Source organism: Bacillus sp. SKDU12 (assembly GCF_010093085.1).
In the GTDB taxonomy this organism is placed as follows: domain Bacteria; phylum Bacillota; class Bacilli; order Bacillales; family Bacillaceae; genus Bacillus; species Bacillus mexicanus.
This window is the reverse complement of the sequence record NZ_MSRC01000006.1, coordinates 278873-289554: the sequence shown is the minus strand read 5'-3', so window position 1 is coordinate 289554 and position 10682 is coordinate 278873. Positions and strand designations below refer to the sequence as shown.

The following is a 10682-nucleotide window of genomic DNA, read 5'->3' as shown; positions in this document are numbered from 1 at the left end:
ACATGAAGCCCCCCTCAAGATGAGATTTCCCATTCCGCAAGGAAGTAAGATCCCTGAAAGATGATCAGGTTGATAGGTCTGAGGTGGAAGTGTGGCGACACATGGAGCTGACAGATACTAATCGATCGAGGACTTAACCACATTTGAATGTTGTTACATCTGTTATCTAGTTTTGAGAGAATAATTTCTCTAAAAAAACACTTGATTTTCTCAAGGATACATAGTATAATGTTAAATGTCACTGAATTTGTCTGGTGATGATGGCGAAGAGGTCACACCCGTTCCCATGCCGAACACGGAAGTTAAGCTCTTCAGCGCCGATGGTAGTCGGGGGTTTCCCCCTGTGAGAGTAGGACATCGCCAGGCAGAATTCATTCCGCAGTAGCTCAGTGGTAGAGCTATCGGCTGTTAACCGATCGGTCGTAGGTTCGAATCCTACCTGCGGAGCCATTATTGGAGAGCTGTCCGAGTGGTCGAAGGAGCACGATTGGAAATCGTGTAGGCGGTCAACTCCGTCTCAAGGGTTCGAATCCCTTGCTCTCCGCCACTGATACTTATACATAATTACATTTGAAAGTTTGGGCCCGTTGGTCAAGCGGTTAAGACACCGCCCTTTCACGGCGGTAACACGGGTTCGAATCCCGTACGGGTCATTATATGATGGAGGATTAGCTCAGCTGGGAGAGCATCTGCCTTACAAGCAGAGGGTCGGCGGTTCGAGCCCGTCATCCTCCACCATTATCATCGCGGGGTGGAGCAGTTCGGTAGCTCGTCGGGCTCATAACCCGAAGGTCGCAGGTTCAAATCCTGCCCCCGCAACCAAAATATATAAATGAAATAGGTAACGTCTGAAGGATGCCAAAATCATTTCATACAATATGGTCCGGTAGTTCAGTTGGTTAGAATGCCTGCCTGTCACGCAGGAGGTCGCGGGTTCGAGTCCCGTCCGGACCGCCATTTTAAATATTAAGGCTCGGTAGCTCAGTTGGTAGAGCAACGGACTGAAAATCCGTGTGTCGGCGGTTCGATTCCGTCCCGAGCCACCACCTATGCCGGTGTAGCTCAATTGGTAGAGCAACTGACTTGTAATCAGTAGGTTGGGGGTTCAAGTCCTCTTGCCGGCACTGTTTTTTCAAAACTTAATGTGGAGGGGTAGCGAAGTGGCTAAACGCGGCGGACTGTAAATCCGCTCCCTCAGGGTTCGGCAGTTCGAATCTGCCCCCCTCCACCATTTATAGGGGCATAGTTTAACGGTAGAACAGAGGTCTCCAAAACCTCCGGTGTGGGTTCGATTCCTACTGCCCCTGCCAAATTTATGACATCTTGAGATTATGGCGGTTGTGGCGAAGTGGTTAACGCACCAGATTGTGGCTCTGGCACTCGTGGGTTCGATTCCCATCAATCGCCCCATATTATCATTGGGCTATAGCCAAGCGGTAAGGCAACGGACTTTGACTCCGTCATGCGTTGGTTCGAATCCAGCTAGCCCAGTCTCATTTTTATATTAACTGCATATAATGTATGAAGTCCTTTAAGATGCGGAAGTAGTTCAGTGGTAGAACATCACCTTGCCAAGGTGGGGGTCGCGGGTTCGAATCCCGTCTTCCGCTCCAATTATGGCGGCATAGCCAAGTGGTAAGGCAGAGGTCTGCAAAACCTTTATCCCCGGTTCGAATCCGGGTGTCGCCTTCTTATTGCCGGGGTGGTGGAATTGGCAGACACACAGGACTTAAAATCCTGCGGTAGGTGACTACCGTGCCGGTTCAAGTCCGGCCCTCGGCACCAATTTTACTTACAGGGTAAGAAGAATTGGTGTTTTATTATTTTAAATCATCGTATTAATGATCTACATAAGTAGATCATTTTTTGTTGTATTGATTTATCATTAAGCTCTAAGCTATTGTATTTAACTAAGTCTTTTGATACTTTTTTATTATATTTCGAAGAAAACTTTTTCGAGAAGTGTTGACACTTTATAAGAACCATGATATATTTATATTCGTCGGTTAGATACGACAAAAATTTGCCGGTGTGGCGGAATTGGCAGACGCGCACGACTCAAAATCGTGTTCCTTCTGGAGTGCCGGTTCGACCCCGGCCACCGGTATACGAAAAACCCGTTTCTTATATAGAAACGGGTTTTTATATTATTCAAAGAAAAGAAGTCTATAATAGCCTTTGTATTATTCACTCAGCGTATTGGTTTATGCTATCTTCTAATACCTCTCCAAGCTCTTCTCGCCTCTTCTTTCTCTAAAATTCTATCTGCTTTTTCAGCACCGACTCCCGTACTTGTTGCAAGCTTATAAAAAAAATGACATGTTACATTTTCTTTTTTTTTAACAGGTATATGCCAAACGAAAAGCTTTGTTTGGTTCATACTTTTTTTATTATTCGTTCGGTCTTCGGACACACTAGAAATAATATTGAAAGCAAAGGAGCGGATTGGAATGAACAAAGAAAGTATGGTTGCTGATGAATTACACAGAATGTTTTTGGCTGGTGAGCTGCAAATCACGGTAGAGGAGGATATAAATCATATTTCAGAAAGGCTGAGAAACGGTGAGATCAGCTTAAATCGATTGAGTGGTGAAGACGTGTTTATAAAAGATACAATAAACGAGGCATTAAGAAGAGTAGAGCAATAAAATAAAAGAGACGATGTCTTATAAACGAGACATCGTCTTTTTGGTATGACTTTAGGACAGTTCATTGCAAAGTAAATGCGAATTGATTTGAACTGGTTTACCTAGGAGCCAGCCTTTTTCCAACAGAAGGTCAGACAGTTCTCCATGCAGATGAACAGCTGCATCTAATTGATCATGCAGCGCTGTTCTAAGGTGAGGATTTGCGGTTTCTGTTATGGCTGCAGAAAATAGTTTTATGCTGGTTCTTATTGTTAGTAAGCAATCAAGAATTGTTACAGGTATAATCAGGGCTAAGGAATTGTTCAATGGCTTCATCTCCTAATAATGTCAGGGGGACTTTATTTTTTAGATTCTCCTGCTTCGAAACTATTTACCCCTGCCATTTATATAAAATGCTATAATGAAAAACAAATTTTAATGGGGAGTGGGTTGATGAAACAGACGATTGCGATGGGCGGCGGGGGTTTTTCGATGGAGCCGGAAAATTTGTCCCTCGATCAATATATCCTCAATCAAGCGGAACGGAAGTCACCACGCATTTGTTTTTTGCCAACAGCGAGCGGTGATTCCCAAAACTATGTGCAGCGGTTTTATCAAGCATTTCAAACACTGGACTGTGTGCCGTCTCATTTATCCTTATTTAAGCCGCCATCAACAGATTTACCTTCTTTTGTAATGGAAAAGGACGTGATTTATGTCGGCGGGGGAAATACGCGGAATATGCTGGTGTTATGGAAGGAATGGGGGCTGGATCTTATTCTCAGAGAAGCGTGGAAAAATGGTGTGGTTTTAGCTGGATTAAGTGCCGGTGCGATCTGCTGGTTTGAAGAAGGAGTGACAGATTCAGCCGGGCCGCTGACAAGTATGAAAAGTTTAGGTTTTTTGCAAGGGAGTTTTTGTCCTCATTATGACGGTGAAAAGGATCGTAGACCGATATACCATCAGCTGATATCTAACGGATTTTTGTGCGATGGCTATGCGGCAGATGACGGGGCGGCTCTCCATTTTATAAATGATCAGCTATTTCAGACAGTGAGTTCAAGACCAGCTGCAAAAGCATATCAGGTGACGATGGGAGAACAGAACATTAATGAAACCCCGCTGCCTGTCAAATATCTAGATTTAATTAACTGAATATTTTATACATTTTCCTTTTTTTTTAATTCGTTTTATGTTAAGATGAGTGCGAAATTAATAGTTACTGGGGGTGCCCGCTTTCGGGCTGAGAGAGAAGGTAAGCTTCTTAACCCTTTGGACCTGATCTGGTTCGTACCAGCGTAGGGAAGTAGAGAAATTGTTTTTATTATTGCCGTGCTGGGTAATAATATGTTTCTTTCTGACTGTAACCGGGTTCATTCATTTGAATCCGGTTTTTTGTGCTGGTTATGGGCTTGATTTTGTCCTTTCAAACGAAGAGAGGAGAAGAGCAGTGATGAAAAACAATTCAGTGCAGCAAGCCAACATGTCGATTATGTCGAGTTTTTCGGGAAGCAAAAAAGTATATGTGGAGGGTTCTTCTGCAGACATTCGTGTTCCGATGAGGGAAATTGCTTTAAGTCCGACGACAGGGACGTTCGGCGAAGAAGAGAACGCCCCTGTGCGTGTCTATGATACAAGCGGACCTTATACTGACCATGATGTGACGATTAATATTGAAGAAGGATTAAAGCCGCTTCGGCAAAAGTGGATTACAGATCGCGGCGATATTGAAGAATATGAAGGACGGGCTGTCAAACCAGAAGATAACGGTTATAAAAAAGCGAGTCCAAACGTAAGGTTTCCAGGTCTAAAGCGTAAACCGCTGAGAGCGAAAGCAGGACAAAATGTCACACAAATGCACTACGCAAAAAAGGGAATGATTACACCTGAGATGGAGTTTATCGCCATTCGTGAGCATGTACCTCCTGAATTTGTCAGAGACGAGGTAGCCAGCGGCCGGGCGATCATCCCTTCAAATATTAATCATCCTGAAAGTGAACCGATGATTATTGGGCGGAATTTTCATGTGAAGATTAATGCGAATATTGGGAATTCAGCGGTTACGTCATCTATCGAAGAAGAAGTCGAAAAAATGACGTGGGCCATCCGCTGGGGAGCGGATACGATGATGGATCTTTCTACTGGAAAAGACATTCATACGACGCGTGAGTGGATTATCCGCAATTGCCCTGTGCCTGTGGGAACGGTTCCGATTTATCAGGCGCTTGAAAAAGTAAACGGCGTAGCGGAGGATTTAACGTGGGAAATTTATCGTGACACGCTGATCGAGCAGGCAGAGCAGGGCGTGGATTATTTTACGATTCACGCGGGTGTTTTGCTGCGGTACGTGCCATTAACCGCCAAGCGGACAACGGGAATCGTGTCACGCGGAGGAGCGATTATGGCTCAGTGGTGTCTGGCTCATCATCAGGAAAGCTTTTTATACACTCATTTTGAAGAAATCTGTGAAATCATGAAAACGTATGATATTGCGTTTTCTCTTGGGGATGGTCTTCGCCCCGGATCAATCGCTGATGCTAACGACGAGGCGCAGTTTGCTGAATTAGAGACGCTTGGAGAGCTGACGCAAATCGCTTGGAAGCATGACGTTCAGGTGATGATTGAGGGGCCTGGGCATGTTCCGATGCATAAAATCAAAGAGAACGTCGATAAACAAATGGACATTTGCAAAGAAGCGCCTTTTTACACATTAGGCCCGCTGACGACAGATATTGCGCCGGGCTACGACCATATTACTTCAGCGATCGGAGCGGCGCTGATTGGCTGGTATGGAACAGCGATGCTTTGTTATGTCACGCCGAAGGAGCATTTGGGGCTGCCTAACCGTGATGACGTTCGTGAAGGAGTCATTACATATAAAATTGCTGCGCACGCGGCAGACCTTGCAAAAGGGCATCCCGGAGCGCAAATACGAGATGATGCGTTATCGAAAGCCCGCTTTGAATTCCGCTGGCTAGACCAGTTTCATTTATCTCTTGATCCGGAAAGAGCACTTGAATATCATGATGAAACCCTCCCGGCTGAAGGAGCAAAAACCGCTCACTTCTGTTCAATGTGCGGTCCGAAGTTTTGCAGCATGAGAATTTCTCAGGATATACGGGATTATGCGAAGGATAAACAGCTTAGTGAATCGGATGCCATTCAAGAAGGGATGAAAGAAAAAGCCGAAGAATTTGTGAATCAAGGCAGCCAGCTGTATAAATAATAGATTGACAGGCGAAATGGATTACGTTTTAATATAGCTAACATATATTTCCGGCATTTGCTGATCGGGACACCGAAGGCTCTTATCTTTAGATAAGGGCCTTTTTTGTATAAAAAGGAGGGATTATTGATGGGATTCAAAAAAGAAAAGGGGAGAAAACGATTCAGAAAGCGAAAAATCTATGAAAATCAAATTTTGCCGCTTGAGCTTCTGATAGAAAAAAACAAACGAGAGATTACAAACAGCGCTGAGCTCATGGAAGAAATTTATATGAAGATCGATGAGAAGCACACGCAATGTGTAACTAACTACAAAAAAACCCGCTAATGACAGCGGGTTTTTGCAGTTTTTTGATTAGGCGTCTTTTTTAATCGGCAATCCAAGGCCTTCTGCCACGCGTTTTCCGTATTCAGGATCTGCTTTGTAGAAATGTTCGATTTGGCGAAGTTTGATTTCTTCTTTTTCTACAGGCTTCATGGCGTTAACGATATTTTCAACAAGACGGGCACGCTCTTCCTCGCTCATTAAACGATAGAGGTCACCAGCTTGTGTGTAGTGGTCGTTATGGTCATAGCTTACGCTGTCAGCAATTCCTTGTACTGGATATGCAGCTTGTTTATCCTCAGGTGATTCTTTCGGCCCTCCAAAGCTATTAGGCTCGTAATACACAGATCCGCCGCCATTATTGTCAAAGCGCATTTGTCCGTCACGCTGATAATTGTTCACTACGTTGCGTGCGCGGTTGATTGGCAGTGCTTGATGGTTTGCGCCGACACGGTAGCGATGCGCATCATGATAAGCAAACAGCCGGCCTTGAAGCATTTTATCCGGAGAAACATCAATACCAGGCACGAGCGTTCCAGGTGAGAATGTCGCTTGTTCAACTTCTGCAAAGTAATTTTCCGGATTTTTGTCCAGCACCATGCGTCCGACTTCGATTAGCGGATAGTCTTTTTGAGACCACACGTTTGTGACATCAAACGGGTCGAAGCGATACGTATTTGCATCTTCTAAAGGCATGATTTGCACATATAGTTTCCATGCAGGGAAATCGCCATTTTCGATCGCATTGAAAAGGTCTTCTGTATGGTAATCAGGGTTTTCACCGGCGATTTTTGCCGCCGTATTGACATCAAGGTTTTTCACGCCTTGTTCTGTTTTAAAGTGATATTTAATCCAGACGCCTTCGCCTTCTGCATTTGTCCATTTAAACGTATGGCTTCCGAAGCCGTGCATGTGGCGAAGTGTCGCAGGAATTCCACGGTCAGACATCAGGATTGTCACTTGGTGCAGCGATTCTGGTGAAAGGGACCAGAAATCCCATACAGCAGTAGGGTTTTTTAAGTGTGTTTTTGGGTCTCTTTTTTGTGTATGGATGAAATCAGGGAACTTAATCGCATCGCGGATGAAAAATACCGGTGTATTGTTCCCGACGATGTCGTAGTTGCCTTCTTCAGTATAAAATTTAACAGAAAATCCGCGCGGATCGCGAACTGTGTCAGCCGAGCCAAGTTCACCGGCAACTGTTGAGAAACGGACGAACAACGGTGTGCGTTTGCCGACTTCAGATAGGAAAGCGGCTTTCGTGTATTTTGTGATATCGTTTGTCACTTCAAAATATCCGTGAGCGCCTGCGCCTTTGGCGTGGACAACACGTTCTGGAACACGTTCTCGATTGAAATGGGCTAATTTTTCAAGTAAGTGTACATCTTGAATTAAAGTTGGTCCGCGAGAACCGGCAGTCAGCGAATTTTGATTATCTCCAACTGGAGCGCCCCAGCTAGTTGTCAGTTTATTTGAACTCATGTGATCACCTCTTGGAATTTATAAGAACATAATATCATCTCTAAGTAAAAAGTCAATATTATTTTATAATTATTATAAAATAGTTATATCTATTAAGCGATAAAAAGTATTAAAAATGCTGATTAATCATTGGTATAAAAGTGTATGAGAGAGGATTAGTTTTTTGAGAAATGATTCTTTTCTTCTCTATTTGCGAAAAAAGAAGGGTAAGTGATAAAAAAGAACAATAAAAAACGTTTAAAAAATAGTTGACACATCGGAATAATTTGAATTAATATGTTATTCAAACCAAAACACAAATGGGCAGCTGATCGGACCGCCGAAGGCTCTCATCTCTATTAAACAGAGATGGGGGCCTTTTTGTTTTTTTAGAAGGCGGGGTTGGCAGAAAGAGAGGGATATAAGTGGCTGTGACCATCAGCATCAAAGAAAAGGCATTTACTCAAGAAGGGCGCAAGACGACGGTCTTGAAAAACATTCAATTATCAATTGCACCAGGTGAATTTCTAACTGTTATCGGACCGAGCGGGTGCGGGAAAAGCACTCTGTTAAAGATTATCGCAGGACTTGATTCAGATTATGACGGGAGTGTTGACATTAACGGGCGCAGCGTAACAGCTCCGGGTATCCAGCAAGGATTTATTTTTCAGGAGCACCGCCTCTTTCCTTGGCTGACGGTTGAGCAGAATATTGCTGCTGATTTGAACTTGAAAGATCCAAAAGTCAGACAGAAGGTAGATGAACTGATCGAGATTGTCAGATTGAAAGGATCTGAGAAAGCATATCCCCGCGAGCTGTCCGGCGGCATGTCACAAAGAGTCGCTATCGCCCGGGCCCTTATCAGGGATCCTGAAGTGCTGCTTTTAGATGAACCGTTTGGTGCGCTTGACGCTTTTACTAGAAAACACCTTCAGGACGTGCTGCTGGATATATGGCAGAGGAAAAAAACAACGATGATTCTCGTCACTCATGATATAGATGAATCTGTTTATTTAGGAAATGAGCTAGCGATCCTTAAGGCGAAACCAGGGAACATCCATAAGCTGATGCCTATTTCTTTAGCGTATCCGCGAAACAGAACGACTCCGGATTTCCAAGCGATCAGGCAGAAAGTGTTATCGGAATTCGAGAAAACAGAAGAACTAGAGTACGCTGAAGGATCAGGAATATAGAAAGGCGGAAGCAGAAATGAAAAAAAGACTCATTGCATTGATTGCCGTTTTGTTTCTGCTGGCAGGCTGCGGAGTAAATGGAGCCAGCGGTGACAACAAACCATTGAAAGAAATTCGAATCGGTATTCAGCAAAGCTTAAGCCCGCTTTTAATTGCGAAGGAGAAAGGCTGGTTTGAGGATGCATTTGAAAAAGAAGGAATCAAGGTAAAATGGGTGGAGTTTCAAAGCGGTCCGCCGCAATTTGAAGGCCTTGCGGCAGACAAACTTGATTTTTCTCAAGTCGGCAATTCACCTGTAATCGCAGGCCAGACGGCAGGGATTGATTTTAAAGAAATCGGTTTATCCCAGGATGGGTTGAAAGCGAATGGTATCCTTGTCAATCAAAGCAGCGGCATTCAGGACGTCACGGATTTAAAGGGGAAGAAAATTGCAGTAGCCAAAGGCAGCAGCGGTTTTGACTTTCTGTATAAAGCGCTTGATCAAGTGGGATTGTCAGCCCATGATGTGACGATCATTCAGCTACAGCCTGATGAAGCGGCCTCTGCGTTTGAAAATGGATCTGTTGATGCTTGGTCCATTTGGGAGCCCTACTTGTCTTTAGAAACAATTAAACACGGAGCAAAAATCCTTGTGAACGGGGAAAGCACAGATTTATATTCACCGGGTTTTACCTTAGTAAGAACAGCGTTTTCAGAAGAGCATCCAGACGAAGTGGTCCGTTTTCTGAAGGTGTTCCAGAAGGCTGTTGTGTGGCAAAAGGAACATCAGGATAAAGCGGCGGACTTGTATGCAAATATGAAAGATCTCGATAAAAAGGTTGTCAAAAATGTGCTTAAGAATACTGAGCCTTTGAATAAGGTCATCAGTGACGACATTGTGAAAGCGCAGCAGGAGACAGCAGATTTTCAATATCGAGCGAAGGCGATAGACAAGAAGATCGATGTGAAAAAGGTTGTGGATAACACATTTATTAAAAAAGCCTTAAAGGAAAATTCCTCAGGAGGTGATCAATGATGAAAGCAGAGGCTGCAGGCACGCTGACGAAAACGAATGCAAAAGCAGTACGAAAAAAGCTCGGAAAGGAGAAATATGGATGGATGAAGGGCCTGTTGCTGCCTGCTGTAATCATTGCTATTTGGCAGATCATTGGCGGGCTTGGAGTGGTATCCGCTACAGTGCTGCCTACGCCCGTTGCGATATTCCTGACGTTTAAGGAGCTTATTTTGTCCGGTGAGCTATTCGGCCATCTGCAAATCAGCGTCTATCGTGCGGCGCTTGGTTTTTTGTTTGGCGCGGGCCTTGGCTTGATCGTCGGTATTTTGTCTGGATTTTCCAAACGGATAGAGCTGTATCTTGATCCGTCATTGCAAATGCTTAGAACCGTTCCCCATCTGGCGGTCACGCCGCTGTTTATTTTATGGTTTGGTTTTGATGAAATATCTAAAATTTTGCTGATTGCGCTCGGCGCTTTCTTTCCTGTCTACATCAATACATTTAACGGTATCCGCGGGGGTGATGCAAAGCTGTTTGAGGTTGCCCGGGTGCTTGAATTTAAATGGCATCAGCAAATCTCTAAAGTCATATTGCCGGCAGCCCTGCCGAATATATTGCTTGGCATTCGTTTATCGCTCGGCATCGCGTGGCTTGGGCTTGTTGTGGCAGAGCTGATGGGTTCAAGCTCGGGAGTCGGCTACATGATCATGGATGCGAGACAGTTTTCACAAACGAACAAAGTGTTTACCGGGATTATCATTTTCGCGGTGGTTGGAAAGCTGACAGATTCCTTTGTCAGGCTGCTTGAACGAAAGTTATTAAAGTGGAGAAATGGTTACGAAGGATAATAGACGTGA

The 10682-nt window shown here is 44.3% G+C and carries 9 protein-coding genes, 16 tRNA genes, 2 rRNA genes and 1 riboswitch; of the genes, 25 read left to right on the top strand and 2 right to left on the bottom strand.

Features of this window, described 5'->3' with window-relative positions:
• The 19 genes from BTW01_RS18265 to BTW01_RS06325 form a co-directional block, all read left to right on the top strand.
• A 23S ribosomal RNA gene (locus BTW01_RS18265) occupies positions 1 to 141 on the top strand; the annotation flags it as partial.
• Between the two features lie 109 nt (positions 142 to 250).
• Positions 251 to 366 (top strand): 5S ribosomal RNA (rrf, locus tag BTW01_RS06410).
• Positions 367 to 375: 9 nt separating this feature from the next.
• Positions 376 to 450: transfer RNA gene (locus BTW01_RS06405), tRNA-Asn, on the top strand.
• A 5-nt stretch (positions 451 to 455) separates the two neighbouring features.
• Positions 456 to 547, top strand: a tRNA-Ser gene (locus BTW01_RS06400).
• A gap of 34 nt (positions 548 to 581) precedes the next feature.
• Positions 582 to 653: transfer RNA gene (locus BTW01_RS06395), tRNA-Glu, on the top strand.
• Positions 654 to 662: 9 nt separating this feature from the next.
• A tRNA-Val gene (locus BTW01_RS06390) sits at positions 663 to 738 on the top strand.
• A gap of 7 nt (positions 739 to 745) precedes the next feature.
• Positions 746 to 822, top strand: a tRNA-Met gene (locus tag BTW01_RS06385).
• 58 nt (positions 823 to 880) lie between these two features.
• Positions 881 to 957, top strand: a tRNA-Asp gene (locus BTW01_RS06380).
• Between the two features lie 13 nt (positions 958 to 970).
• Positions 971 to 1046 (top strand) — tRNA-Phe (locus BTW01_RS06375).
• A 5-nt stretch (positions 1047 to 1051) separates the two neighbouring features.
• Positions 1052 to 1124: transfer RNA gene (locus BTW01_RS06370), tRNA-Thr, on the top strand.
• Positions 1125 to 1146: 22 nt separating this feature from the next.
• Positions 1147 to 1231: transfer RNA gene (locus BTW01_RS06365), tRNA-Tyr, on the top strand.
• Between the two features lie 5 nt (positions 1232 to 1236).
• A tRNA-Trp gene (locus BTW01_RS06360) sits at positions 1237 to 1310 on the top strand.
• A 24-nt stretch (positions 1311 to 1334) separates the two neighbouring features.
• A tRNA-His gene (locus BTW01_RS06355) sits at positions 1335 to 1410 on the top strand.
• A 9-nt stretch (positions 1411 to 1419) separates the two neighbouring features.
• A tRNA-Gln gene (locus BTW01_RS06350) sits at positions 1420 to 1491 on the top strand.
• A gap of 47 nt (positions 1492 to 1538) precedes the next feature.
• Positions 1539 to 1613, top strand: a tRNA-Gly gene (locus BTW01_RS06345).
• Positions 1614 to 1618: 5 nt separating this feature from the next.
• Positions 1619 to 1689 (top strand) — tRNA-Cys (locus tag BTW01_RS06340).
• 7 nt (positions 1690 to 1696) lie between these two features.
• Positions 1697 to 1785, top strand: a tRNA-Leu gene (locus tag BTW01_RS06335).
• A 240-nt stretch (positions 1786 to 2025) separates the two neighbouring features.
• Positions 2026 to 2107: transfer RNA gene (locus BTW01_RS06330), tRNA-Leu, on the top strand.
• Positions 2108 to 2444: 337 nt separating this feature from the next.
• Positions 2445 to 2648, top strand: a complete 204-nt coding sequence (locus tag BTW01_RS06325) for a hypothetical protein (protein ID WP_162102189.1) — start codon at positions 2445 to 2447, stop codon at positions 2646 to 2648.
• A 51-nt stretch (positions 2649 to 2699) separates the two neighbouring features.
• On the opposite strand, the gene BTW01_RS06320 is transcribed toward BTW01_RS06325, so the two are convergent.
• The gene (locus BTW01_RS06320; RefSeq protein WP_162102171.1) at positions 2700 to 2963 is read right to left on the bottom strand and encodes a spore coat protein; all 264 of its coding nucleotides are present in this window, start codon (positions 2961 to 2963) and stop codon (positions 2700 to 2702) included.
• A gap of 117 nt (positions 2964 to 3080) precedes the next feature.
• On the opposite strand from BTW01_RS06320, the gene BTW01_RS06315 reads away from it, so the two are divergent.
• The 3 genes from BTW01_RS06315 to BTW01_RS06305 all read left to right on the top strand — a co-directional run bounded on the left by BTW01_RS06315 (position 3081) and on the right by BTW01_RS06305 (position 6180).
• Entirely contained in the window at positions 3081 to 3782 is a 702-nt protein-coding gene (locus BTW01_RS06315) for a Type 1 glutamine amidotransferase-like domain-containing protein (protein ID WP_162102170.1), read from the top strand.
• Positions 3783 to 3841: 59 nt separating this feature from the next.
• A riboswitch (TPP riboswitch) is annotated at positions 3842 to 3949 on the top strand.
• Between the two features lie 131 nt (positions 3950 to 4080).
• Positions 4081 to 5853, top strand: coding sequence for a phosphomethylpyrimidine synthase ThiC (gene thiC / locus BTW01_RS06310; protein ID WP_162102169.1), 1773 nt, complete (start codon positions 4081 to 4083; stop codon positions 5851 to 5853).
• 129 nt (positions 5854 to 5982) lie between these two features.
• Positions 5983 to 6180: an FbpB family small basic protein gene (locus tag BTW01_RS06305; protein WP_162102168.1), complete on the top strand. Its 198-nt coding sequence runs from the start codon at positions 5983 to 5985 to the stop codon at positions 6178 to 6180.
• 27 nt (positions 6181 to 6207) lie between these two features.
• Here the strand turns inward: BTW01_RS06305 and katA are convergent, their stop codons facing one another.
• Positions 6208 to 7659 (bottom strand): catalase KatA, encoded by a 1452-nt coding sequence (katA, locus tag BTW01_RS06300; RefSeq protein WP_162102167.1) that lies wholly within the window; start codon positions 7657 to 7659, stop codon positions 6208 to 6210.
• 404 nt (positions 7660 to 8063) lie between these two features.
• Between katA and BTW01_RS06295 the strand changes: the two genes are divergently transcribed.
• Genes BTW01_RS06295 through BTW01_RS06285 form a run of 3 tightly spaced genes read left to right on the top strand, consistent with a single transcriptional unit; the run spans position 8064 to position 10673 of the window.
• Complete coding sequence (locus tag BTW01_RS06295) at positions 8064 to 8831, top strand: ABC transporter ATP-binding protein (RefSeq protein WP_162102166.1); 768 nt, start codon at positions 8064 to 8066, stop codon at positions 8829 to 8831.
• A 16-nt stretch (positions 8832 to 8847) separates the two neighbouring features.
• Positions 8848 to 9846 carry an aliphatic sulfonate ABC transporter substrate-binding protein gene (locus BTW01_RS06290; RefSeq protein WP_162102165.1) on the top strand — a complete coding sequence of 333 codons (999 nt, stop codon included), beginning with the start codon at positions 8848 to 8850 and terminating at the stop codon, positions 9844 to 9846.
• Positions 9843 to 10673 carry an ABC transporter permease gene (locus BTW01_RS06285; protein ID WP_162102164.1) on the top strand — a complete coding sequence of 277 codons (831 nt, stop codon included), beginning with the start codon at positions 9843 to 9845 and terminating at the stop codon, positions 10671 to 10673. The genes BTW01_RS06290 and BTW01_RS06285 overlap by 4 nt, the downstream gene beginning before the upstream one ends.
• Positions 10674 to 10682 lie beyond the last annotated feature (9 nt).

Bases quoted from the DNA above. Each gene is read 5' to 3' on its own strand.
- BTW01_RS06320 (WP_162102171.1), bottom strand. From the start codon at position 2,963: ATGAAGCCATTGAACAATTCCTTAGCCCTGATTATACCTGTAACAATT.
- BTW01_RS06315 (WP_162102170.1), top strand. From the start codon at position 3,081: ATGAAACAGACGATTGCGATGGGCGGCGGGGGTTTTTCGATGGAGCCG.
- thiC (WP_162102169.1), top strand. From the start codon at position 4,081: ATGAAAAACAATTCAGTGCAGCAAGCCAACATGTCGATTATGTCGAGT.
- BTW01_RS06305 (WP_162102168.1), top strand. From the start codon at position 5,983: ATGGGATTCAAAAAAGAAAAGGGGAGAAAACGATTCAGAAAGCGAAAA.
- katA (WP_162102167.1), bottom strand. From the start codon at position 7,659: ATGAGTTCAAATAAACTGACAACTAGCTGGGGCGCTCCAGTTGGAGAT.
- BTW01_RS06290 (WP_162102165.1), top strand. From the start codon at position 8,848: ATGAAAAAAAGACTCATTGCATTGATTGCCGTTTTGTTTCTGCTGGCA.
- BTW01_RS06285 (WP_162102164.1), top strand. From the start codon at position 9,843: ATGATGAAAGCAGAGGCTGCAGGCACGCTGACGAAAACGAATGCAAAA.